Source organism: Streptomyces sp. NPDC031379, assembly GCF_055569615.1.
Window position 1 is genome coordinate 1 of sequence record NZ_JBVIIT010000021.1, and the last position, 23,868, is coordinate 23,868.

The following is a 23,868-nucleotide window of genomic DNA, read 5'->3' on the forward strand; positions in this document are numbered from 1 at the left end:
CCCCCCCCCCCCCCCCCCCCCCCCCCCCCCCCCCCCCCCCCCCCCCCCCCCCCCCCCCCCCCCCCCCCCCCCCCCCCCCCCCCCCCCCCCACGGCGGGTGGTGATTACGCCAGCAGTGCCGGGATCGTCGCCTCGTGGACCTCGCGCAGCTCGGCGAGGGGGAGGGCGAACTCGCCCTGGACCTCGACCGCGTCCCCGTCCACGACACCGACGCGGGTGGCCGGCAGGCCGCGCGCACCGCACATGTCGTTGAAGCGGACCTCCTCCGAGCGCGGCACGGCGACGATCGCGCGGCCGGCGGACTCGGAGAACAGGAGGGTGAAGGCGTCCAGGCCGTCCGGCACGATCAGCCGCGCGCCCTTGCCGCCGAGCAGCGCGGACTCCACGACCGCCTGGATCAGACCGCCGTCGGACAGGTCGTGCGCGGAGTCGATCATCCCGTCGCGGGAGGCGGAGATCAGGATCTCGGCCAGCAGCCGCTCGCGCTCCAGGTCGACCTTCGGCGGCAGACCGCCGAGGTGGTCGTGGATCACCTGGGACCAGGCCGAGCCGCCGAACTCCTCACGGGTGTCGCCGAGGAGGTAGAGCAGCTGGCCGTCCTCCTGGAAGGCGACCGGGGTGCGGCGGGCCACGTCGTCGATCACGCCGAGCACGGCGACGACCGGGGTCGGGTGGATGGCCGCCTCGCCCGTCTGGTTGTAGAGCGAGACGTTGCCGCCGGTCACCGGGGTGCCCAGCTGCTGACAGCCGTCGGCCAGACCGCGCACGGCCTCCGCGAACTGCCACATCACCGCCGGGTCCTCGGGCGAGCCGAAGTTCAGGCAGTCGGAGACGGCGAGCGGCTTGGCGCCGGTGGTCGCCACGTTCCGGTAGGCCTCGGCGAGGGCCAGCTGGGCGCCGGTGTACGGGTCCAGCTTGGCGTAGCGGCCGTTGCCGTCCGTCGCGATGGCGACGCCGAGACCGGTCTCCTCGTCCACGCGGATCATGCCGGAGTCCTCCGGCTGGGCGAGGACGGTGTTGCCCTGCACGAAGTGGTCGTACTGGGACGTGATCCACTTCTTGGAGGCCTGGTTGGGGGAGCCCACCAGCTTCAGGACCTGGTCCTTCAGCTCCTCGCTCGTCTCCGGGCGGGGGAGCTTGTTCGCGTCGTCGGCCTGGAGGGCGTCCTGCCAGGACGGACGGGCGTACGGACGCTCGTAGGTCGGGCCCTCGTGCGCGACCGTGCGCGGGTCGACGTCGACGATCTTCCCGCCGTGCCAGAAGATCTCCAGCCGGTCGCCGTCGGTCACCTCGCCGATGACGGTGGCGATGACGTCCCACTTCTCGCAGATCTCCAGGAAGCGGTCGACCTTCTCCGGCTCGACGACCGCGCACATGCGCTCCTGCGACTCGCTCATGAGGATCTCCTCGGGCGAGAGCGTGGAGTCGCGCAGCGGTACGTCGTCCAGGGTCACGCGCATGCCGCCGGAGCCGTTCGACGCCAGCTCGCTCGTCGCGCAGGACAGGCCCGCCGCGCCGAGGTCCTGGATGCCGACGACCAGCTTCTCCTTGAAGGCCTCCAGGGTGCACTCGATGAGGAGCTTCTCCTGGAAGGGGTCGCCGACCTGGACGGCCGGGCGCTTGCTCGGCTTGGCGTCGTCGAAGGTCTCGGAGGCGAGGATCGAGGCGCCGCCGATGCCGTCGCCGCCGGTGCGGGCCCCGTAGAGGATGACCTTGTTGCCCGCGCCGGAGGCCTTCGCGAGGTGGATGTCCTCGTGCCGCATGACGCCGATGGCACCGGCGTTGACCAGCGGATTGCCCTGGTAGCAGGCGTCGAAGACGACCTCGCCGCCGATGTTGGGCAGGCCCAGGCAGTTGCCGTAGCCGCCGATGCCGGCGACGACACCCGGCAGGACGCGCTTGGTGTCGGGGTGGTCGGCCGCGCCGAAGCGCAGCGGGTCCACGACCGCGACCGGGCGCGCGCCCATCGCGATGATGTCGCGGACGATGCCGCCGACACCCGTGGCCGCGCCCTGGTAGGGCTCGACGTAGGAGGGGTGGTTGTGCGACTCGACCTTGAAGGTGACCGCGTAGCCCTGGCCGACGTCCACCACACCGGCGTTCTCGCCGATGCCGACGAGCAGCGCGTCCGACTGGGGCGCCTTCTCGCCGAACTGGCGCAGGTGCACCTTGGAGGACTTGTACGAGCAGTGCTCGGACCACATGACCGAGTACATGGCGAGTTCGGCGCCGGTCGGGCGGCGGCCGAGGATCTCCACCACCCGCTCGTACTCGTCCTTCTTCAGTCCGAGTTCGGCCCAGGGCAGCTCGACGTCGGGGGTCGCGGCCGCGTGCTCGACCGTGTCCAGAGGCGTCCGGCTCATGCGTTGACCAGCTTCTTGAGGATCGAGGTGAAGAACGGGAGGCCGTCGGTACGGCCCGTACCGATCAGCGGCTCGACGGCGTGCTCGGGGTGCGGCATCAGGCCGACGACGTTCCCGGCCTCGTTGGTGATGCCGGCGATGTCCCGCAGCGAACCGTTGGGGTTGAAGTCGACGTACCGGAAGACGACCCGGCCCTCCGCCTCCAGCTTGTCGAGCGTGTACTCGTCGGCGACGTACCGGCCGTCCATGTTCTTCAGCGGGATGTGGATCTCCTGGCCCTGGCGGTAGTCGCCGGTCCAGGCCGTGCCCGCGTTCTCCACCCGCAGCTTCTGGTCGCGGCAGATGAAGTGGAGGTGGTCGTTGCCGAGCATGCCGCCCGGGAGGAGGTGGGCCTCGGTGAGGATCTGGAAGCCGTTGCAGATACCGAGGACCGGCAGACCGGCCTTCGCCTGGTCGATGACGGACTCCATCACCGGCGAGAACCGGGAGATGGCACCGGCGCGCAGATAGTCGCCGTAGGAGAAACCGCCGGGGAGCACCACGGCGTCGACCTGCTTGAGGTCCTTGTCCTTGTGCCACAGAGCGACCGGCTCGGCGCCCGCGAGCCGGATCGCACGCTGCGTGTCCCGGTCGTCGAGACTGCCCGGGAAAGTGACGACGCCAATACGAGCGGTCACTTCGCGGCCTCCGCGACTTCCGCCGGGTCTTCCACCTTGACGGTGAAGTCCTCGATCACGGTGTTGGCGAGGAAGGATTCCGCAAGATCGTGGATGCGGGCGAGTGCGGCCTCGTCGACCGGCCCGTCAACTTCCAGTTCGAAACGCTTTCCCTGACGTACGTCCGAGATCCCCTCGAATCCCAGGCGCGGCAGCGCTCGCTGGACCGCCTGGCCCTGGGGGTCGAGGATCTCCGGCTTGAGCATGACGTCGACTACGACGCGTGCCACTGGCACTCCCGGTGTGTGGTGCTGAGCAGGTTCCTTCAGACTACCCGCACAAAATTTCTACGCGAGTAGAGTTGTAGGAAACTACGTGAGGCGCATCACGATCGGGTGTCGAAGCGGCGCGGTCGTGAAAAATTCTGGGAAAGTTCGGGAGTCCGTCGGCGGCATCTATTGTGCTCGGACACGCGGACGGATTTAGTCGGGCTTCACTTTGCATTGCCGGGCACTGTACAAATGAATTGGCAATAGCCGATACTCGGCACGTCATCGCCGTTGAGCTGTATCGACGTGCCGCACGAAGGGACCGATATTCGTGGCGCAAAAGGTCGTGGTCACTCTCTTTGACGACATCGACGGCTCGGAAGCGGCGGAAACGATCGCCTTCGGACTCGACGGCAAGTCGTACGAGATCGACCTGAACGAAACCAACGCCGAGAAACTGCGCAAGGCGCTCGCGCCCTACGTCGAGGCCGGCCGCAAGCGGTCACGGTCCGGCAAGGCGTACAAGCAGACGGAGGTCGCCCCCGACCCGGCGGCCGTCCGCGCCTGGGCCCAGGCCAACAAGATGGACGTCCCGGCACGCGGACGCATCCCCAAGAAGGTCTACGAGGCGTTCAGCGCCGCGCAGTGAGCCCGCGAAGGGGCAGTCCTCAGGGCCCGTCAGCGGGCCCTGGGGGCCGTGCACTTGGGGCATACAGGGCCACAGGGGGGACCGACTTGCGCTACCCCCCTGCCGATCAGCTAATGTCTGGGACACGCCGAGGGGCGAGGCCGAAAGGCCGGATCCCGAGGAACATGCGGGTGTAGTTCAGTAGCAGAACATCCCCCTTCCAGGGGGAAGGCGCAGTGTGCGATTCCTGTCACCCGCTCTGGCGCCGGCCGTCACGACCACTCTGGTGGATCAGGTAGGCTGGTGCTCGCACCGATCGGTGGGAGCCGGTCGGAGGCAGTGCGGACGTAGCTCAGTTGGTAGAGCGCAACCTTGCCAAGGTTGAGGTCGCGAGTTCGAGCCTCGTCGTCCGCTCGGGAATAAGACCCCGGTCCACTGGACCGGGGTCTTTTCGTGCGCCCCGCGGTTTCGGCCCGGCCGCGCCCGGGCTCTCTGACATTTGTCATGCACGGCGATGACACCGCGCACTGCCGGACCGCCCCCGCCGCCGGGACGCTGGTGCCATGGACAAGGACGAACACGAGCACGTGATCGAGGTCACCGACCTCAGGCGTGTCTACGGGGGCGGGTTCGAGGCCGTGCGCGGAATCACCTTCTCCGTGGCACGCGGGGAGATCTTCGCCCTGCTGGGCACCAACGGCGCCGGCAAGACCTCCACCGTGGAACTGCTGGAGGGGCTCGCCGCACCGGCCGGGGGCCGGATCCGGATCCTCGGGCACGACCCCTGCCGCGAGCGGGCCGCCGTACGGCCCCGCACCGGCGTGATGCTCCAGGAGGGCGGCTTCCCCTCCGAGCTGACCGTCGCGGAGACCGCCCGGATGTGGGCCGGCTGCACCAGCGGCGCCCGGCCGGAGCACGAGGTGCTGGAACTGGTCGGGCTCGCGGACAAGCACGGGGTGCGGGTCAAGCAGCTGTCCGGCGGCGAACGGCGCCGCCTGGACCTGGCGCTCGCCCTCCTCGGCGACCCGGAGGTGCTCTTCCTCGACGAGCCGACGACCGGGCTCGACGCGGAAGGCCGCCGGGACACCTGGGAGTTGGTGCGGAGCCTGCGCGAGGCGGGCACCACCGTGCTGCTCACCACGCACTACCTGGAGGAGGCGGAAGGCCTCGCCGACCGGCTCGCCATCCTGCACGAGGGCCGCATCGCCGCCTGCGGAACCCCTGCCGAGGTCACCGCGGGCCGACCCTCCCGGATCTCCTTCGAACTGCCCGCGGGCTACTTCCTCGGCGATCTCCCCCCGCTCGCCGACCTGGGCGTCTGCGCGCACGAGAGCGACGGCAGGGTCGTCCGGCTGCGCACGACGGACCTGCAGCGGACCGCCACCGCGGTGCTGGTCTGGGCCGACCGGGCCGGGGTCGAACTGCGCGGGCTGGACGTGCGGTCGGCCTCCCTGGAGGAGGCGTTCCTCGGGATCGCCCGGGAGCGGGAGGTGGCGGCATGAACGCGGTGGCCCCCGGGGCACCGGGCCCCACGGCACGGCGGCTGCGGGCGCTGGCACGGGCCGAGCTGGCCCTCCTCGGCCGCAACCGGGGTGTCGTCTTCACCGCGCTGGCCGTACCGCTCGCCCTGCCCTTCAGCATGCGGCCGGCCCTCGACCAGCTGGACCTCGAGAAGGAGGGCCTGAGCATCGGCACGGTCCTGCTGACGACCGCCATCGGCTTCTCCTTCCTCTTCGCCGTCTACACCTCCCTGGTCAGCGCCTACGTCGCCCGCCGCGAGGAACTCGTGCTCAAGCGGCTGCGCACCGGCGAGCTGTCCGACGACGAGATCCTCGTCGGCACCGCCCTGCCCGCGACCGCCCTCGGCCTCGCCCAGGCCGTGGTGCTGTGCGCCGGCTGCGCCGCGCTGCTGCACACCGGGGCGCCGAAGGCGCCGTATCTGCTCCTGCCCGGACTGCTCGCCGGGCTCGCGGTCAGTGCCGCGCTCGCCGCGCTCACCGCGTCCTTCACCCGGACCGCCGAGAGCGCCCAGGTGACCGCGCTGCCCCTGGTGTTCGTGTCCATGGTCGGCTCCGGGATCGCCGTTCCCACCGAAGTCATGCCGGACCGGCTCGCCTCCGTCTGCGAACTCCTCCCGCTGTCCCCGGCGATACGCCTGGTCCGGGCGGGCTGGAGCGGACAGTTGAGCGCGTACGAGGCGCTGGGCGCCCTCGCCACCGCGCTGGCCTGGACGATCCTGGCGGTGTTTGCTGTACGGCGGTGGTTCCGGTGGGAGCCACGGCGCTGAGAAACGGGGGGAAGCGCGGATGCTGGGGCGCGTACGGCGGTGGCAGCAACGGCACTGGCGGGACCGGAGCAAGGCCGAGCGGGTCGAGCTGTACACGGTCGTCACCTGGTACACCACCACCTGGTTCTTCTCGCTCGGCTGGCTGTTGCTGCCGCTGGCCGGAGGGCTCGACCACCGGCCCGTGGCGGTCGTCCTCGGCGCCCTGCTCACCCTCGTGGCGGCCTGCCAGTGCACCGCCTCGAACAGGCTCACCCGGCCCGCGCTCGACCACTACCTGGGGCGCGCCGCGCTGCCGGCCGGCGGGCAGCGGACACCGGGCGTTCTGCTCGTGCTGGCGCTGGCGCTGATCGTGGCCCTCTCCGCACTGGACGCGGCCGACCCGATGACGATCCGGCTCGCGATCGGCGCCTCCCTGCTGCCGTTCGGGCTGCTCTACGGACTCACCGTCCCCGTCCGGGTGTTCCTGCGCCGGTCGGCGGTGCTCGCGGTGCTGCTCACGGGCGTCGTCTGGCTCACCGACCGGGACGGCGTCGGCATCCTCGCGACCGGCCTGATGACCGCCTTCCACACGCTCTTCTCGCTGCTCGCCTGCCGCTGCGGCGCCTGGACCCTGGCGGTGCTCTGGGAGGCGGAACGGGCCCGCGAGGTCCAGGCCCGGCTCGCCGTGGCCGAGGAGCGGTTGCGGTTCGGACGGGATCTGCACGACGTGCTGGGGCGGAACCTCTCCGTGATCGCCCTCAAGAGCGAACTGGCCGTGCAACTGGCCCGGCGGGGCCGGCCGGAGGCCGTCGAGCAGATGATCGAGGTGCAGCGCATCGCACAGGAGTCCCAGCGGGAGGTCCGGGACGTCGTACGCGGCTACCGGGAGGCCGACCTCGGGGTCGAACTCACGGGGGCGCAGGGGGTGCTGACGGCCGCCGGGATCGACTGCGAGGTGTGCGCGGAGGCCGGGGAGCTGCCCGCCGAGGTCCAGTCCGCGCTCGGCTGGGTGGTCCGCGAGGCGACCACCAACGTGCTGCGGCACGGAAACGCGAGCCGGTGCACGGTGGGGCTGCGGGTATGGGAGGGGCATGTGGTGCTGACGGTCGAGAACGACGGGGCGACCGGTGCGAGCGGCGGCGCCGGCACCGGGGTCGACCGGACAGGTCCCCCGAACGGCGGCTCGGGACTGGCCGGACTGCGGGAACGGCTGGCCGCCGTGGACGGCACCCTGCTGGCGGGCGCCGTCGGCACCGACCGGTTCCGCGTGGTGGCGCAGGTACCTCTGGGTGACGGAGCGGCATCCGCGGGGACTGTGGGGGCTGTGGGGGCCGTTGGTTCTGGGCGAGGGAAAGCGGGGGAAGTCACGGCATGAGCGGTCCCGTACGGCTGTTGCTGGCCGACGACGAGCATCTGATCCGGGGGGCGCTGGCCGCCCTGCTGTCCCTGGAGGACGACCTGCTCGTCGTCGCGGAGGCGGCGAGCGGACCCGAGGCGCTGGCGATGGCCCGGGCACACGCACCCGACGTGGCCGTGCTGGACCTTCAGATGCCGGGCGCCGACGGTGTGAAGGTCGCCACATCCCTGCGTGCCGAGCTGCCCGGCTGCCAGGTGCTGATCGTCACCGGTCACGGGCGGCCCGGGCACCTGAAGCGGGCGCTCGCGGCCGGTGTGCGGGGATTCGTCCCGAAGACCGTCAGCGCCCAGCGGCTCGCCGAGATCATCCGGACGGTGCACGCCGGAAACCGTTACGTCGACCCGGAGTTGGCCGCCGACGCGATCTCCGCCGGTGACTCCCCGCTGACCGCGCGGGAGGCCGAGGTGCTGGAGCTGGCCGCCGACGGCGCCCCGGTCGCGGAGATCGCCGAGCGGGCCGCGCTGTCCCCGGGGACCGTACGGAACTACCTCTCCTCGGCCGTCACGAAGCTCGGTGCGGAGAACCGTCATGCGGCAGTGCGTCTCGCACGCGACCGAGGTTGGGTATAGTTGCTCTCGCGCCCCGGCGCAACGCGGACGTAGCTCAGTTGGTAGAGCGCAACCTTGCCAAGGTTGAGGTCGCGAGTTCGAGCCTCGTCGTCCGCTCCAGATCAAGCCCCCCGGCTTACGCCGGGGGGCTTCTTCGTGTCCTACGCCCAGCCGGCGCCGGTCAGCCGCTCGTACGCCTCCACGTACTTCGCCCGGGTCGCCTCCACGACCTCCTGCGGCAGCGGCGGCGGAGGCTGCTCGCTCCTGCGGTCCCAGCCGGACTCGGCGGAGGTCAGCCAGTTCCGGACGAACTGCTTGTCGTACGACGGCTGGGCGCGGCCCGGCTGCCACTGGTCGGCCGGCCAGAAGCGGGAGGAGTCCGGCGTGAGGACCTCGTCGGCGAGGACGAGGTCCTCACCGTCGAAGCCGAACTCGAACTTGGTGTCGGCCAGGATGATCCCCCGGTCGCGGGCGATGTCCCGGGCGCGGGAGTACACGGCGAGGGTGGCCTGGCGCAGCTGGGCGGCGGTCTCCGCGCCGACCTGGCGGGCGACCTCCTCGTAGGAGACGTTCTCGTCGTGCTCGCCGACCTCGGCCTTGGTGGCCGGGGTGAAGATCGGGCCCGGCAGCTCGGAGCCGTCGACCAGGCCCTCGGGGAGCGCGAGGCCGCAGACCGTACGGGACTCGTTGTACTCGAGCAGGCCGGAGCCGGTGAGGTAGCCACGGGCCACGCACTCCACCGGGACCATCTTCAGCGACTTGCAGATGAGCGTGCGGCCCGCCCAGTCGGCCGGGGCGCCCGCGGGCAGCTCGGTGCTGAGCACGTGGTTCGGGGCCAGGTCGCGGAGCTGGTCGAACCACCACAGGGAGAGCTGGGTGAGGACGCGGCCCTTGTCGGGGATCTCGGTGGGCAGCACCCAGTCGTAGGCGGACATGCGGTCACTGGCGACCATCACGAGGTCGCCCGCCTCGTTCCGGTACAGCTCGCGCACCTTTCCGGTGTGCAGGTGCACCAGGCCCGGAACCTGGATCGGCTCGGGCTTTTCTACGAATCCGGACACGGTTCCTCCCCGTGGTTCTGTCCAAGTGCCTCGATTCTCCCTTATCGGGGCGATCGGTTTCGGCCAGGGGGTCGGCGGCGGTCCGCGGCGGGATCAGTCGCGTTTGCAGATACGGTCCAGCAGGTTCGCCGTGGCGCGCTGGATGCGGGTGTCCACGTGGCCGGGGCGGTCCAGGGCCGGGGACCAGGCGAAGGTGCCGGAGGCGAACACCCAGGCGCCGGAGGGGGCGCGGTAGAGGGAGGTCTCCTGGTGGCGCAGGGCGCCGTCGTTGTCGGTGTAGGGGGAGTGGGCGAGCAGGATCCGCTCGTCGTGCTCGGGCAGCGGGGTGCGCGGGAAGTACCGGTCGGCCTCGCCGGCGACCAGACCCTCGATCTCGTCGCCCTCCCGCGCGCCGGTGGCCTCCCACAGCCAGTGGCCGGCGTTGCGGACGATCAGCGGGTGCGGCTCGGGCACCCGGCCCGCGTACTGGATGCCGACCAGTTGCTGCTCGGGCCGGTCGATCTCCCGCCACAGCACCGGCTTTCCCGGGCCCTTGCGCTTGCGGCAGGTCAGCAGCCGGTCCGGGACACCCGACGGGGAGGGCCCCAGCTCCACCTGCCAGTACATGGTGTTGGCGGAGAGGAACACCAGCGAGGTGCCGCGGTCCCGGGCGTCCTCGACGGCGTGCCGCATCGCCACCGACCAGTACTCGTCGTGGCCGGGGAAGACCAGGCCCCGGTAGCGGCTGGGGTCGACACGGCCGGCGTGCAGGTCGCGGGCGTCGGCGTAGGCGAGGTCGTATCCGTAACGCTCGGCCCAGCGGATGAAGTCGTAGGCGTGGCCGACGTGCAGGGGCAGGCCGGCGCCCGCGTACGGGCGGTCGAAGGAGACCGTGGTCGCCGCGTCGGCCTCACCGAGCAGGCGGCCCTTCTCGTCCCAGGCGTGGTAGAGGCTGGCGCCGGTGCGGCCGTCCTCCGGATAGAGGTTGTACGCCTGCCACGTGATGTCCGGCAGCAGCAGGAGCAGGTCGGCGGGGTGGTCGTCGCGGACCGTGAACGGCACGTGGGAGCGGTAGCCGTCGGCGGTGGTCAGGACGGCCACATAGGCGCCGATGCTCCAGTGGGAGGGCACCTGGAGGCGCCAGGACAGCCACCAGTGGTGGCACGAGACCGTGCGGTCGGCGGTCAGCGGCGGGGGCTGGACGATGCCGGACAGACGCGGGCTGGTGGTGACCTTGGCCGCGCCGTCGCCGCCGAAGTGGCCGATCCGGTAGATGTCGACGCTGAACTCCTGCGGCGGATCGACCGTCACATGGAAGTCGATCGCCGCGCCGGGCGTGACCGCGCCGGTGGCGGTGAAGCCCTTGATCTGGCGGTGCACGTCGTCCGCCGAGCGGGGCCCGGAACCCGCCGCACGCGGGGCGGGGACGCGCGGGCGGCCGTCGGCACCGGTGAGTGGCTGCGGGGCCGGGTCGACGTACCAGGGCACGACGTGACCCGTGTCGTCGAAATAGGTCTCACTGCCGCGCAGCCAGGGCACCGGGCCCAGACCGAAGGGGTCCGTGACGGCGTGCGCGAGTGCTCCGGACTCCCAGCGGCGGATGTGGTCCGAGGCCATGGTCGCTCCCCTCCCTCGTGCCCCCGTGGCCCTGTCTCGGCGGTGCGCGGTGTTCCAGGTGTGCCCGGTCGTGCTGTCGTATGTCGCAAGCCTTTGCCAAAGGCGTGGTCGGTCCCAGCACATCACATGACGCACTGGCTCGGTCACTACTCGTTGCGAATTGACCTGAAGTGGAAGTCGCTTTTCCGTTCCCGTGGCCGGGACGGGGGGTGTACGGCGGTGCGCCACCGGGTCAGACGAGTCGTACGGGCTTCTCCGGGCGTATCCCGGACGCGTTCAGCCAGTCGCGCAGCGGGCCCGGGTCGCCCTCCTCGATCAGGCTGAGGACCTTGGGCGTCAGGTCGGCGGCCCGCTCGCCGTCCACCAGCAGGGACGGGCCGTCCAGCCAGTCGAGGGCGGGAACCGCGCCGGCGGTGTCGACGGCCGCGCAGCACACCATCGCCGTGAGGTGATCGGCGAGCAGTTCCCGGGCGGTGCGCGGGGGCTGCAGGGGGAACAGCGGCAGGCCGCCGTCGTCCCACAGGGCGCTCGCGGCGCTCTGACCGGCAGCGCTCGCACCCCTCGGCGCACCGGCCTCCTCCCGGGCCAGCTCGGCACTCAGGCCGGCCGCGAGAGCGGCACTGCGCTCGGTACCGGGGTCGGGGTCCTCTTCGTCGTCGTAGCCCGGGGAGGTGGCCGGAAAGCCGACGGTGTCGAGGGCGTACGGGGCGTCGGTGGCGTGGGTGCCGGCACTCGCGGGGCGGGTGCCGGCTAGGCCGGTGTCGTCGGTGCCGGGGGGATCGCTGCTGGGGTGAACGGTGCCGGAGTGAACGCCGCCGGGGTCATCGGTGCCGGTGCCGCCGGTGCCAGGGGCATCGCTGCCGGGGTGAACGCTGCCGGAGTGCACGGTGCCGGAGTGATCCCCGCCGGGGCCATCGGTGCCAGGGGCCTCGGTGCCGGAGCGAACGCGGCCGAGGTCATCAGTGCCAGGGGCATCAGTGCCGGAGTGAACGCCGCCGAGGTCAACAGTGCCAGGGGCATCAGTGCCGGAGTGATCGCCGCCGGAGTGATCGCCCGCCGTGGGCTCGGTGAGGTGGTCCAGGACGCGGGCCAGGGTGAGGCCGCCGGGGTCGGCGGCCGTCGGGTCGAGGGTGGGGCGGACGCCCAGGGAGTCCAGGACGCGGTGCAGGCGGGCCGCGTCGGCGCGCCAGGTGCGGTCCACGACCTCCTCCGGATACGCCTGCCAGTCCACCGGCGCCCAGTCCGGGCCGGACTCGGCGGGTCCGCCGTGGAAGAGGCGGGCGGCGAGCAGCGAGGCCGCCTCGTCCACCGCGCCGGGCTCCTCCAGCAGATCGCACGCGGGCCGCTCACCGAGGCGGGAGGCGAAGCCCTCGGCGAGGCGGTCACGGCGGGACAGTTCGGTGAGTGCGGCCACCACACCCGCGTCCAGCCGCGCGGGCCAGCGGCCCATGCGCCAGGCGGGCAGCGCGACCCTGGTCAGCAGCCGGTCCCAGCCGGCGTAGGCGAGGCCGACCTGCTCCTGGGCGACGATCCGCAGGCCGTAGTCCACCGTCTGCGCCCGCTCGGCCGCCGCCGCGGCGACCCCGCGCTCCATCTGCGTCGCGTGCTCCCGGCAGCCGCGCAGCAGCAGCCGGGCCACCCAGCCGAGGACCGCGCACACCCCGCGGGTCACCGCGCAGCGGCCGGGCGTCGAGGCGACGGCCACCGCGGCGTCCAGCCCGCGGACGAAGCGGCGGGCGGCCGCTATGTCCGGGTGGGCCGAGGGGCCCGTACCGGCGATGACCGGGGCGAGGACCGCGCGCAGCTCGCCGACCCGCATCCACCACAGGAACGGCGAGCCGATGACGAGGACCGGCGCGACGGGGGCGCGGCGGTGGGCGCGGTGGCCCGGTCCGGCTATCTCGTCGGGGGCCGGACGCGGGGGCGGGCCGTGGGCCGAATGAGTGCGGTCCTCCAGCCAGCTGTCGCAGTCCGGGGTGAGCGCTATGGCCGACGGCGCCGGCACGTCCAGGCGGTCGGCGAGGTCGCGCACCATCCGGTACAGATCCGGGGCGGACTCCTCCGGGACCGGCACCGTGGGACTCACGGCGGGGCGGGCCCGGGCCACGACCAGGGTGATGGCGGCGGCGGCCAGCAGCACCAGTACGGCGAGCACGCCGACGCCCCAGCGGGCGGCGTCCCAGCCCCGGCCGACGAGATGCCCGGTCGGCCCGCCGGTCAGCAGGATCACCGCCGCGCCCGCGGGGAGCACGGCCACGGCCAGTGCCCGGCCCCGGACCCGCAGCACGGCCAGAGCCCGGGAGCGCGCGGCCTGCGCGCCCATCTCCACACCGATTCCGGTCACGTGCCGACCACACCCCCTCGCTGCCGATGCCGTGCTGTCCTGGTCCTGCTCACTCCCCCACTGTGGCACCCGCCAGTGACATCGCAATGCCGGAGGGCCAAGTGCCGGAACGCTTGCGCGGCACCCTAGTTGGGGCCCCGGCCCCCGTCAGCCGGATGGGCGATTGCTCACTCGATGGAATGGCTCTGGTCAGAGGTGGGTGACAGACAGCAAAGATCGGGCCCCGGATTCCGTCCGGGGCCCGATGTTTAGTGCGAGGGTGCGCGCGACCGGCGCGTTCGGGCGTGTGTCCTGCCGTCGCCCTACGCCTGCGCCGCCTTCGCCGCGATGTCGGTACGGTGCTGCGAGCCGTCCAGGCCGATCCGGCCCACCGCCCGGTACGCCCGCTCGCGCGCCTCGGCGAGATCCTGGCCGGTTGCCGTGACGGACAGCACACGCCCGCCGGCGCTGACGACCGCGTCGCCGTCCCGCCTGGTCCCGGCGTGCAGCACGTACGCGTGCGGAGCGTCCTCGGCGGCCACCTCGTCCAGGCCGGTGATCGGGTCGCCGGTGCGCGGGGTGCCGGGGTAGTTGTGCGAGGCGACGACGACGGTGACGGCCGCGTCCTCGCTCCAGCGCAGGGGCGCCAGGTCGGCGAGGTCGCCGGTGGCGGCGGCCATCAGGACACCGGCCAGCGGGGTCTTCAGGCGGGCCAGCACGACCTGGGTCTCCGGGTCGCCGAAACGGGCGTTGAACTCGATGACCCGGACACCGCGCGAGGTGATCGCGAGCCCCGCGTACAGCAGACCGGAGAAGGTCGTGCCGCGGCGGCGCATCTCGTCCACGGTCGGCTGCAGCACGGACTGCCGCACCTCGTCGACCAGCTTCGGGTCGGCCCACGGCAGCGGCGAGTACGCGCCCATGCCACCGGTGTTCGGACCCTCGTCGCCGTCCAGGGCGCGCTTGAAGTCCTGGGCCGGCTGGAGCGGGACGACCGTCTCGCCGTCGGTGATGGCGAACAGGGACACCTCGGGACCGTCGAGGAACTCCTCGATGACCACGCGCTCGCAGGCGGCGGCGTGCGCCTTGGCGGCCTCCAGGTCGGAGGTCACCACGACGCCCTTGCCCGCGGCGAGTCCGTCGTCCTTGACCACGTAGGGGGCGCCGAAGGCGTCGAGGGCCTCGGCGACCTCCTCCGCGGTGGTGCAGACGTAGGAGCGGGCGGTCGGCACCCCGGCAGCCGCCATGACGTCCTTGGCGAAGGCCTTGGAGCCCTCGAGCCGGGCGGCCTCGCCGGACGGGCCGAACACCGGGATGCCCGCCGCGCGGACGGCGTCGGCCACGCCGGCGACCAGCGGGGCCTCCGGGCCGACGACGACCAGGTCGGCGCCGAGGCCGGTGGCCAGCTCGGTCACCGCGGCGCCGTCGAGCGCGTCGACCGGGTGCAGCTCGGCGACCTCGGCGATGCCGGCGTTGCCGGGGGCGCAGTGCAGCGCGGTGACGTCGGGGTCGTGGGACAGGGAGTGGCACAGGGCGTGTTCGCGGGCGCCGCTGCCGATGACGAGGACCTTCACGGGGTCAGCCTAATGGCAAGGTCGCCGAAGGTCGGGGCCCGGGTTTGTTGGGCTTTCCTCCAAAGACGCCCGCTCCGGTCGCCGTCGGCTACTCGTTGGAGAACTCCTCCACCACCGTCGCCCCCAGCTCCCGCACGATCAGGTCGTGGCCGGACAGGGCCGACTCGTCCAGGTCCGGGTCGTCGTCCTCGGGGATGTCGTCCTCGGGGGCGACCGGGGGCGGCTCGGGAGCGGCCGCGGGCCGGGGGGCAGAGGCGGGCGCCGCCGGGGCGTGGGCGGGGCCTCCCTGCGGGGAGGACGACGCCTGCGGGGCCGGCCCGGGAGCCGCGGGGGCAGGTGCGGCCGGGGTGCCGTAGCCCCCGCCGCCGTAGCCCCCGCCGCCGGCGGGAGCGCCGCCGTACCCGCCGCCGCCGAAGCCCGAGGAGCCGCCGGCCGCCGGGGCGGAACCGCCGCCGGACGGGTCGACGACCGCCTCGATCTTCCACTGCACGTGGAACTGCTCGGCCAGCGCCTGGCGCAGCACGTCCTCGCTGCCGCTGCCCGAGAAGTTGTCCCGGGCACCGGCGTTGACGAAGCCGAGCTGGAGGGTGGTGCCGTCGAAGCCGACCACCTGGGCGTTCTGGCTGAGCAGGATCCAGGTGAAGCGACGGCGGTTCTTGACGGCTTCCAGGATGTTCGGCCAGAGCACGCGGGGGTCGAGGCCACCGGTGGGAGCAGCCGGGGCCGCGGGCGCCGCCGGGGCGGCGGACACCGGGTGCTGCGGCTGAGCCGGGGCCGCGGGCGCCGTCGGGGCCCGGTCGGGCGCCTGGCCCTGGGAGGACTGGCCCTGGGCGGCCTGGCCCTGCTGGGCGCCCGCCGGAGCGGTGGCCGTGGGCCAGCCGCCGGGACGCCGCCCGCCGCCGGCGGGAGCGGCGGTGGGCCAGGCGCCGGGGGCGGCGGCGGGGGCCGGACCGGCAGCGGGGGCCGCGGAGGCGGCCGCGGGCGGTGGCACGGGGGCCTGTGCGGCGGGAGCGGGAGCTGCCGGGGCCGGCGCGGCGGGAGCGGGCGCGGGAGCCGGGGCGGGGGTGGCCGGGGCGGGGGTGGCCGGGGCGGGCGCCGGGGCGGCGGGGCCCGCCGGTGCCGGCGGGGCCGCCGGGCCTCCCGTCGCGGCCGGAGCGCCTGCTCCGTTGCCCGGGCCGCCCGCGGTTCGCACCGCCGCACGCGCCGCGGCCGGGCCGCCGCCGGCCGGTACCGGTGCGCCGCCGTGGGCCTCGGGCCCGGGGACGTAGCCCATGGCGGGCGCGCCGCCACCGGCCGAGAAGCCGACGCCGCGCTCGATCCTGTCGAGGCGGGCCATCACCGACCGCTCGTCGCCGTAGGCGGCGGGGAGCAGCACGCGCGCGCAGATCAGTTCCAGCTGGAGGCGGGGCGAGGTGGCGCCGCGCATCTCGGTCAGGCCGCCGTTGACGAGGTCGGCGGCGCGGCTCAGCTCGGCGGCGCCGAAGATGGAGGCCTGGGCCTGCATACGCTCCAGGACGTCGGCGGGGGCATCGATGAGCCCCTTGTCCACGGCGTCCGGGACCGCGGCGAGGATCACCAGATCACGCAGCCGCTCCAGCAGATCGGCGACGAAGCGGCGCGGATCGTTGCCGCCCTCGATGATCCGGTCGACGACCTCGAAGGCCGCGGCCCCGTCACCGGTGGCGAAGGCCTCGACGACGGAGTCGAGGAGGGAGCCGTCGGTGTAGCCGAGGAGAGAGGTGGCCATGGCATACGTCACACCCTCCTCTCCGGCACCGGCGAGGAGCTGGTCCATGACGGACATGGAGTCACGCACGGACCCGGCGCCCGCACGCACGACGAGCGGCAGCACGCCCTCGTCGACCGGGATGTCCTCCCGCCCGCACACCTCGGCGAGGTAGTCCCGCAGGGTGCCCGGCGGGACCAGCCGGAAGGGGTAGTGATGGGTCCGCGACCGGATGGTCCCGATGACCTTCTCGGGCTCGGTGGTCGCGAAGATGAACTTCAGATGCTCCGGCGGCTCCTCGACGACCTTGAGCAGGGCGTTGAAGCCGGCCGACGTGACCATGTGGGCCTCGTCGATGATGTAGATCTTGTACCGGCTGCTCGCGGGCCCGAAGAAGGCCTTCTCGCGCAGCTCACGGGCGTCGTCCACGCCACCGTGGGAGGCGGCGTCGATCTCGATGACGTCGATCGAGCCCGGCCCGTTCCTGGCCAGGTCCCGGCATGACTGGCACTCCCCGCACGGCGTCGGAGTGGGACCCTGCTCACAGTTCAGGCAGCGGGCCAGGATGCGCGCGCTGGTGGTCTTCCCGCATCCACGCGGCCCACTGAACAGGTACGCGTGGTTGACCCGGTTGTTCCGCAGCGCCTGCTGCAGCGGGTCGGTGACATGCTCCTGCCCGATGACCTCGGCAAAGGTCTCCGGGCGATAGCGGCGGTACAGCGCGAGAGACGACACGCATACGAGGTTAATGGCGCCCACCGACAACGGGCTCCGCCCGCGGACCCCGGGAACGCAAGCGCCCCCCACGCACCCGCCAGAGCCGACCTACCCTTGCTGCCTTCCGGCCCTGGGGGAGTTCAGTCAGATAGCGCCGCGTGAGGGGCTGCGCCCACAGTACCCGATACCGGCCCGAGGGCAGTAACGGATCCGGGCCAGCGGGAACGTGTTCGCGAGCACCCCTCTCGGTCATGTAATGTTTCCGGCGGAGGATTCGCCTAGAGGCCTAGGGCGCACGCTTGGAAAGCGTGTTGGGGGCAACCCCTCACGAGTTCGAATCTCGTATCCTCCGCCAGTGCCTCACCGGGCACGATGTCGAAGGGCCCCCTGGAAACAGGGGGCCCTTCGACGTTGTCCTTACGCCTCGTTGCCCTGGTCTTTGTCCACAGCGAGGTTTTCCGGGGCTCCCCAGATGGCGCGCTCGATCTTCCGGGCCGCTTCCTTGAGCATGGGATCGGTCACGTGCAGGTACCGCGCCCGCATCCGGGCGGCGCCACCCGGCTCCCAACCCATGATCTGGTCAATGACTCGGTCCGGGACCCCGAGCAGCATCAGCACAGTGCCCGCGGTGTGCCGCGCATCGTGCAGACGCCCGTCCCGGACGCCGGCATCTTCCAGCAGCCTCTTCCAGTCGTGGTAGTCCGTGTTCGGACTGAGCGGCCCGCCCAACGGCTTGGTGAACACGTACTCGGACTCGGTCCACAGGTTCCCGGCCGCCGCACGCTCCCGGGCCTGCGCCTCCCTGTGGGAACGGAGCATCACGACCAGCGGGCCCGGGAGAGGCACGGCGCGGCGCCCGGCGCGCGACTTCGTGTTCTTCGTCTCGCGTCGTACCTGTAGCCGGGTCGGGCAGTAACCGGCCTTTCGGCCGCACGGTGCAGCATCGCCGCACCCGTGCTCGTACTTGGGCCGCAACCGGTTCCGGCGAAGCTTCAGGTACTCGTTGTCCAGGTCCACGTCGGACCAGCGCAGGCCGAGCGTCTCCCCCTGTCGCAGGCCGAGCGCTAGGGCCAGCATCCAGCGGGCACTGTTCCGGCGCTTGTTCACTTCGAGCAGGAGACTCTGCACCTCATCGACCGAGTAGGGCTCTACCTCGGTCTCGTCCTCTTCCATCCGGGGAGGCTTCGCCAGCGCGGCAGCGTTCTTCGCCGCGTGGCCACGCCGCACCGCTTCCCCCAGCGCCGTACGCGCCGTCCGGTGAGCCTGGTGAGCGGTGCCCGCCTTGCTGCCGGCACTCTGCATCCGGCGGTACAGGCTCTCCAGGTGTTCGGGCTCCAAGCGGTCGATGCGGTGCCGACCGATGCCAGGCACCAGGTGCACCCGGACTGCCACCTCGTATCCGTCGTACGTGTTCTCGCTCACGACGGGCTTGGCAATGTTCTGGACCCAGTGCTCAAGCCACTTCGCGACCGTCCACGGCTTGCCGGGCTGACGCGCGGACCCTTCGTCGCGCTGCTTCTCCAGGCGCCGGATTTCGTCCACCAGCTCTTTGCGAGTGGGGCACGGTCAGGTGTCGGCGATAGGGCGTCCCGTCGTCCTTGTAACCCATGGGCACACGGGCGTGCCAGCGTCCGTCCTTGCCCAGGTAGATGGCCGATTCACCGTTGGCACGGCGAGTGCGCTTCTTCTCCTCTGCCATCGGCAGTTCCTCCGGTCGGTGCGAGGTAGACAGACCGGAGCGCCGCCCGCATGCCGGCCGCCGCTCCGAGAGGGCGAGATCAGGCGGCGCGCTGCTCAGAGCGGCGGCGGGCGAGGTAGGCGGCCGGGGCGTCGGCGGGGACACGTCGGAGTCCGCCGATGGTCAGGGACTCCAGCTCTCCGGTGCGGATGAGGGCATAGCAGGTCGTGCGGCCGATGCGGAGGCAGCGGGCAGCTTCTTCGACGGTCAACAGAACGGGCGCCAGGTCGCCGGCTTCAGCGAGTGGGGCGATGTCCACCGTGGCGATGCTCATGGAACGGTCTCCTCTGGGACTGTCCGTCGGGGTCGTGGCGGTTTGTGGATCGGAAGGTCGCGTGTGTCCGAGGTTCGGATTTCTGCGTCACCTGCGTCATCTGCGTCATTCACGACGCTGACCTGCGGTGTTGCGGTGACGCAGCACGGTGGGGGTGCGTCACCGGGTGACGCAGGTGACGCAGGTGACGCAGGTGACGCAGCGTCTCTCTACCTAGGACAAGGAGGGGGTGGTGTCTGTTGTGGTGCGCGGCTCAGCGAGAGAAAGAAGGAGCCGCTGCGCGGCGCGTCCGTAGGGCGGCGCCGCCGCCGAACAGCAAGAAGAGCACGGCCCGGGGGCGGGTGCTCTTCTTGCTTGTGCGAGCGGTCGTGGTGCCGCGCGGTCAGAAGGCCGCTTCCTGCTCCGCCGGGGGCTGGGTGGCGGCAGGCCGCGCGATCTCGATATAGCGGGATGTCTTGGTGCGACCCCAGTCGATGAGGACGCCCCGGGCGGCGAGGGTGGGCTGTAGGCGCTTGAGGCGGTCCGAGAGCACCTTGCCGGTGGTCGGCCACCCTTTGGGCAGGGGACGGAAGTCCTCGCCCGTGTAGAGGCCAGTGAGGCAGTGCAGCCATTCGGCAGACGTCATCCGCTGCTCGGTGCCCGGGTCAACGCCGGCGGCGTGCTTGAGCACGGTCTGCGCCAACAGGTCGCCCTCGATGACGTCGTCGTTGAGGTCGTCCAGGCTGGCCCGGTAGGCGGCGAGCGCTCCCAGACCGGTAGCCGCGTCGAGCTGCGCGCACAGGTGCGCGAAGTCGGCCATGCGCAGGTCGGTCGGGATGTCCGCCTGCGCTGCCCGCACCTGCACGGTGAGGTCCAGGAGAGAGCCAAGAATGATGGGCAGCTCCTCCGCGAAGTCAGACCACAGTTCCGCCTCGGTGCGCCGAACCCGGGGCCGTTCCAGCCGGAGCGGTAGGAGCCGTTCCGCGAGGTCGGGCCGGATCACTCCGACGTCCATGCCGGTCAGAAGGAGGGGGCGGCGGTAGCCGATGCGGACGACGTCCCCGTCGGTGAACAGGGCGCGCTTGACGTCCTCGGCACCTGTGACGATGCGACACATGGCGTCGGAAAGATCCGGGGTCATGTGGGAGAGGTCGTCCGGGGCGGTGACCCAACCGGCGGCCACGGCCGTGGTCAAATTCTCCTCATCCTTCGGGGCGCGGCGCAGGTCGCCGCTCATGCCCTCGATGATCCGTACGAGCATGCGCCCGCCGGTGGACTTGCCCGCGCCCTGCGGGCCGGTGAGGAAGGGGGCCGGGACGGGCACGTTCGGACCCAGGCAGCCGATGAGCCAGGCGATGGCTAGAGGTTGTCCCGTATGGGGCGTGAGCTATCGGGAGAGGGCTAGGTTGTGGAGTCGCGCGATGCCGAGCATGGCCTGGTGAACGCCGTTGCCTTTGAGGCGGCAGTCCCGCAGGATCTTCCAGTTCTTCAGCCTGGACAGGGCGTGCTCCACTCTGGCCCGGGCCCGGCGATGGACGGTGTTCTCCGCCTCTTGCTGCGGGCTGAGATGCGTCTGACCACGTCGTTTGCGGTGAGGGACGAGTAGACCGGTTCCCTGGTAGCCGCCGTCGGCGATGACCGGGGCTCCGCGGCAGGCGCGGTCGACGCCGGACTCGGTGAAGGCCCGGCAGTCGTTGCGGCTGCCGGGCAGCGGGAGGCCGATGGCCACGACCAGGCGGCTGTTGGCGTCGATGACGACCTGCAGGTTGGTCGAGTACCGGTAGTTCTTGCTGGAGGCGGCGATGCCGCGATCGCGGATGGGCACCAGGGTGCCGTCGACGATGTAGACGGTGTCCTTGCGCGGCCGGCGCGCCGGCGAGATGGCCAGCAGGGGTGCGAGGTGATCGAGGATGCGGTCGGCTGCGGACGAGATCCCGAACAATGGCGCCACCTGCCGCAACATGAGGTTTGTGCGCCAGTACGTCGCTACCAACAGGACCCTGTCCGCAAGTGGCAGTCGCCAGGGACGGCCGCGCTGAACGTCGCCACCACGACGACGCACCAACCCCACCCAGGAGTGGGAGTTACTCGCTCCGCTGATACGCCGGGCCGCAACGGGCCGACCTCGCGTGGAGGACCGGAAGGTCATCAACGGGATGGTCTACAAGACCGGGCTGGAAGAGCATCAAATCGCTGGGGCGATCCCCGAGAAGCCCTTACGAGTGAAACTACGGGGCGGGCCCCTCTCCGAGGGTGCGGACCAAGCCGGAACAAAGAACCTTTCGCTCATGGCGGGCCAAGAGGGGTACGGGATCGGCCTGGGGAGTGAGCGTCGCCGACTGGTACGGGTTGCAGCGGCAGCGCGGCAGATGTCGTCCCGGGATGGGCTTCCGCTCCGGTGACGCCTGCTCGTCGGACGGTACGCCGCAATAGCCGTTCCACGGCGCGGTAGAAGCGGTCCGGCAGGAATACGGCGTCGGCGACGATCATTGCGCCGGAGAACAGCGGCAGTCCCATGAGCACCGCGATGTTCACGTGCATTCCCAGCAAAAGGATCAAGACAGGGTATTTGAGTCTGCTGAAGAGGACGAAGGGAAAGGCGACCTGCACCAGCACCGTCATATAGCCGACGACGGTGAGCAGTACGTGGTGACCGTCGAGCATTTGGGACAACTCGGGCCAGGGGCGGAACAAGTCGATGTTCAGGACGTAGTGGAGGGCGGTGCCGTCGGCCCACTTGTAACCCTGCACCTTGTACATGCCCGCGCATCCGTAGAGGAAGCAGACCTGGGCTGCGATGACGAACATGCCGCAGTTGTGCAGCACGGTGGTCAAGATGGAGCGCACATCGCCGAGTTGGTGCCGGAGTCCACTCCCGCGGGGATCTGCCATCTTGCCGGTCGCAGCCTTGCACCGGGCCCTGCGCGCGTCGAGGGACCAGCGACGACCACACGCGGTGAAGACTAGATAGACGGCCATGAGGACCATGAGGTTGTCCCCGCCGTCCGCCATGTAGATCGCCCTGCCATGGAACGACACCACCACGACCGTGAACAGCACGGACACCGCACGCGTGCGCCAGCCCAGCACGAACAGCGCACACGTGATAAGAGCAACGGCGTAGCAGACCTCGAAGTATGTCTGGCTGTCGGACAGGAGAAGGACGCTGGCCCATCCGTTCTGGTCGTACATAAGCCGGGCTAGTTCGGGTGTCCATGGCGAACCGGGGCCCCACATGTCGTCGCGGTGGGGAAACTCGCGGAGCAGGAAGACGAGGTAAAGCAGCCCGTACCCGATGCGTAGCGTCGCTGCCGCGTACAGGGAGACCGGCCGCTCAGTCAGGAGGACGAGGAAAGCGTGGATTCGATCAAACCCTCGCTGGAGCATGTGCACGGCCGCCTGCTTCGTGGTTACTCGGGGCGCTGTCGCCGCCATGGTCGGTGCTTTCTCACTCCGCTTCATGGGAATCCACCTTCCACCAGGGCAGGTACCGGATCGTGGCCGGCGCAGGTGTCGCGGCGGCCGGACGGGAGCCATTCGCCGAGCGCGGAGCGGCGATGGGCAGCGTGGTCACCCGTAGCTGGATGAAGTCGAAGGTGCCGCCCTGTTGAGCTGTGACGCGGTCCACTGCGATGTTGCGGAGATACTTCTGAATCAGGAGAGCCCGATCCGAGTAGGGCTGGTCGTCGGTGCCGTGGGTTTTGAGGTAGGAATTCCACGCCTGGCGCAGCATGTTCTGTGCCGTATGGCTGGGAAAGACGTGATGCTTGACGGCGGAATCATCCATGGAGCTCAGATCGATCCAGTCACTCACTCGCCTGGAACCGTTCGGAGCTGTGTACCCGACCTTCGCCGAGATCTGCCGGTTGACGGATTGCGGATCCGGGGCGAATAGCCGCCAGTTTTGCGAAAACACGGGCCGAACCCACGCGTTGATCTGCTGGTCGTAGGCCTTGGAAATGGCGTTGGAGGGCGCCACGTACAGAAACACCAGGACGAGATGGACCAGGGTCACTGCGAGGCACAAGGCAACCGCGACTCCCGTTCCAGCGATCAGTAGGCGGTGTGGCCCTGAATTTTCACGAGTGCTACGCAGTCCACCGTTCTGCGCTGTCGGCTCAGCGCCAACCTGCTGTGAATCCTTCGTATTTGTCGACTCAACACCACTCAGCACGACCCCACCCACCCGGTCCTTCCCATTGCGACTGCTTGCACCTGCTTCTTCTGCTTCCGCGGGTGGCGCGCGACGGCTTCGACGACGATCCGCTGCGCGCCACCCCCTTACTCACGTTGACGGCGACCAAGTTGCGTGCACTCCGCCAAGGGGATCCAGCGCGACTTGTCGCTCCCGCCGAACTACGGGGAACTCACTCAGTGGTGAGTGTGCATCTTGTGCCACGGGGGCTTGGACCCGTAGTGGAGGGGCTTGCCGGGCTTGCCGGGCTTGCCGGGCTTGCCCGGGTGGTGATCACCATGACCACCTGTGTCATCCCCTGTGTCGTGGCCTGTCGTCGCGGCGGCGTCATCACCCGTCGTGGTCGCAGCGGCGGCGTCATCACCCGTCGTCACAGCGGCGGCGTCATCACCCGTCGTGGTCACAGCGGCGGCGTCATCACCCGTCGTCACAGCGGCGGCGCCATCACCCGTCGTGGTCACAGCGGCGGCGTCATCACCCGTCGTCACAGCGGCGGCGTCATCACCCGTCGTGGTCACAGCGGCGGCGTCATCACCCT

General features: G+C 71.2%; 16 protein-coding genes, 4 tRNA genes, 1 other RNA gene and 4 pseudogenes. 10 read left to right on the plus strand and 15 right to left on the minus strand.

The genetic code is table 11. The annotated features are described in order from the left end of the window. Window positions 1-104: 104 nt before the first annotated feature. Genes purL through purS form a run of 3 tightly spaced genes read right to left on the minus strand, consistent with a single transcriptional unit; the run spans window position 105 to window position 3,309 of the window. Window positions 105-2,363 (minus strand): phosphoribosylformylglycinamidine synthase subunit PurL, encoded by a 2,259-nt coding sequence (purL, locus tag ACZ5CW_RS27655; RefSeq protein WP_468605969.1) that lies wholly within the window; start codon window positions 2,361-2,363, stop codon window positions 105-107. Continuing rightward, window positions 2,360-3,040 (minus strand): phosphoribosylformylglycinamidine synthase subunit PurQ, encoded by a 681-nt coding sequence (gene purQ, locus ACZ5CW_RS27660; RefSeq protein ID WP_468605971.1) that lies wholly within the window; start codon window positions 3,038-3,040, stop codon window positions 2,360-2,362. The genes purL and purQ overlap by 4 nt, the downstream gene beginning before the upstream one ends. After that, a complete protein-coding gene (purS, locus tag ACZ5CW_RS27665; RefSeq protein ID WP_468605972.1) occupies window positions 3,037-3,309 on the minus strand; it encodes a phosphoribosylformylglycinamidine synthase subunit PurS in 273 nt (90 codons plus the stop codon). Before purS ends, purQ begins: the two co-directional genes overlap by 4 nt. Window positions 3,310-3,619: 310 nt before the next feature. On the opposite strand from purS, the gene ACZ5CW_RS27670 reads away from it, so the two are divergent. The 8 genes from ACZ5CW_RS27670 (at window position 3,620) to ACZ5CW_RS27705 (ending at window position 8,267) form a co-directional block, all read left to right on the plus strand. Further along, window positions 3,620-3,937 (plus strand): histone-like nucleoid-structuring protein Lsr2, encoded by a 318-nt coding sequence (locus tag ACZ5CW_RS27670; RefSeq protein ID WP_059249902.1) that lies wholly within the window; start codon window positions 3,620-3,622, stop codon window positions 3,935-3,937. Between the two features lie 166 nt (window positions 3,938-4,103). After that, window positions 4,104-4,175 (plus strand) — tRNA-Gly (locus ACZ5CW_RS27675). Between the two features lie 82 nt (window positions 4,176-4,257). Then, window positions 4,258-4,330: transfer RNA gene (locus tag ACZ5CW_RS27680), tRNA-Gly, on the plus strand. Window positions 4,331-4,479: 149 nt separating this feature from the next. Continuing rightward, window positions 4,480-5,418 (plus strand): ABC transporter ATP-binding protein, encoded by a 939-nt coding sequence (locus tag ACZ5CW_RS27685; RefSeq protein WP_468605975.1) that lies wholly within the window; start codon window positions 4,480-4,482, stop codon window positions 5,416-5,418. Further along, window positions 5,415-6,203 carry an ABC transporter permease gene (locus ACZ5CW_RS27690; RefSeq protein WP_468605977.1) on the plus strand — a complete coding sequence of 263 codons (789 nt, stop codon included), beginning with the start codon at window positions 5,415-5,417 and terminating at the stop codon, window positions 6,201-6,203. Before ACZ5CW_RS27685 ends, ACZ5CW_RS27690 begins: the two co-directional genes overlap by 4 nt. 19 nt (window positions 6,204-6,222) lie before the next feature. After that, on the plus strand, window positions 6,223-7,557 hold the full coding sequence (locus ACZ5CW_RS27695) for a sensor histidine kinase (protein ID WP_468605979.1): 1,335 nt from the start codon (window positions 6,223-6,225) through the stop codon (window positions 7,555-7,557). Continuing rightward, entirely contained in the window at window positions 7,554-8,168 is a 615-nt protein-coding gene (locus ACZ5CW_RS27700) for a response regulator (RefSeq protein ID WP_468605981.1), read from the plus strand. The genes ACZ5CW_RS27695 and ACZ5CW_RS27700 overlap by 4 nt, the downstream gene beginning before the upstream one ends. 23 nt (window positions 8,169-8,191) lie before the next feature. Then, window positions 8,192-8,267: transfer RNA gene (locus tag ACZ5CW_RS27705), tRNA-Gly, on the plus strand. 41 nt (window positions 8,268-8,308) lie between these two features. Here ACZ5CW_RS27705 and ACZ5CW_RS27710 read toward each other — a convergent pair. The 6 genes from ACZ5CW_RS27710 to ffs all read right to left on the minus strand — a co-directional run bounded on the left by ACZ5CW_RS27710 (window position 8,309) and on the right by ffs (window position 17,315). Further along, the gene (locus ACZ5CW_RS27710) at window positions 8,309-9,208 is read right to left on the minus strand and encodes a phosphoribosylaminoimidazolesuccinocarboxamide synthase (RefSeq protein WP_468605983.1); all 900 of its coding nucleotides are present in this window, start codon (window positions 9,206-9,208) and stop codon (window positions 8,309-8,311) included. Between the two features lie 93 nt (window positions 9,209-9,301). Continuing rightward, complete coding sequence (locus tag ACZ5CW_RS27715) at window positions 9,302-10,804, minus strand: N,N-dimethylformamidase beta subunit family domain-containing protein (protein WP_468605985.1); 1,503 nt, start codon at window positions 10,802-10,804, stop codon at window positions 9,302-9,304. 232 nt (window positions 10,805-11,036) lie between these two features. Further along, entirely contained in the window at window positions 11,037-13,148 is a 2,112-nt protein-coding gene (locus tag ACZ5CW_RS27720; RefSeq protein ID WP_468605987.1) for a M48 family metalloprotease, read from the minus strand. Between the two features lie 302 nt (window positions 13,149-13,450). Next, a complete protein-coding gene (purD, locus tag ACZ5CW_RS27725) occupies window positions 13,451-14,701 on the minus strand; it encodes a phosphoribosylamine--glycine ligase (protein WP_468605989.1) in 1,251 nt (416 codons plus the stop codon). Between the two features lie 88 nt (window positions 14,702-14,789). After that, window positions 14,790-17,162 (minus strand): DNA polymerase III subunit gamma and tau, encoded by a 2,373-nt coding sequence (locus ACZ5CW_RS27730; RefSeq protein WP_468605991.1) that lies wholly within the window; start codon window positions 17,160-17,162, stop codon window positions 14,790-14,792. A 54-nt stretch (window positions 17,163-17,216) separates the two neighbouring features. Beyond that, an RNA gene (gene ffs, locus ACZ5CW_RS27735) (signal recognition particle sRNA small type) lies at window positions 17,217-17,315 on the minus strand. A gap of 96 nt (window positions 17,316-17,411) precedes the next feature. Here ffs and ACZ5CW_RS27740 point away from each other — a divergent pair. Beyond that, a tRNA-Ser gene (locus ACZ5CW_RS27740) sits at window positions 17,412-17,499 on the plus strand. Between the two features lie 62 nt (window positions 17,500-17,561). Here the strand turns inward: ACZ5CW_RS27740 and ACZ5CW_RS27745 are convergent. The 6 genes and pseudogenes from ACZ5CW_RS27745 to ACZ5CW_RS27770 all read right to left on the minus strand — a co-directional run bounded on the left by ACZ5CW_RS27745 (window position 17,562) and on the right by ACZ5CW_RS27770 (window position 23,150). Continuing rightward, window positions 17,562-18,843: pseudogene (locus ACZ5CW_RS27745) on the minus strand (tyrosine-type recombinase/integrase). Between the two features lie 79 nt (window positions 18,844-18,922). Continuing rightward, entirely contained in the window at window positions 18,923-19,156 is a 234-nt protein-coding gene (locus ACZ5CW_RS27750) for a helix-turn-helix domain-containing protein (protein WP_468605993.1), read from the minus strand. Between the two features lie 382 nt (window positions 19,157-19,538). Next, a pseudogene (locus ACZ5CW_RS27755) lies at window positions 19,539-20,498 on the minus strand (ATP-binding protein); the annotation flags it as partial. 24 nt (window positions 20,499-20,522) lie between these two features. Beyond that, window positions 20,523-21,206: pseudogene (locus tag ACZ5CW_RS27760) on the minus strand (transposase); the annotation flags it as partial. Window positions 21,207-21,421: 215 nt separating this feature from the next. Continuing rightward, entirely contained in the window at window positions 21,422-22,522 is a 1,101-nt protein-coding gene (locus ACZ5CW_RS27765) for an HTTM domain-containing protein (RefSeq protein ID WP_468606283.1), read from the minus strand. A gap of 61 nt (window positions 22,523-22,583) precedes the next feature. Further along, complete coding sequence (locus ACZ5CW_RS27770; protein ID WP_468605995.1) at window positions 22,584-23,150, minus strand: DUF5819 family protein; 567 nt, start codon at window positions 23,148-23,150, stop codon at window positions 22,584-22,586. A gap of 401 nt (window positions 23,151-23,551) precedes the next feature. On the opposite strand from ACZ5CW_RS27770, the pseudogene ACZ5CW_RS27775 reads away from it, so the two are divergent. Further along, a pseudogene (locus tag ACZ5CW_RS27775) lies at window positions 23,552-23,868 on the plus strand (hypothetical protein); the annotation flags it as partial.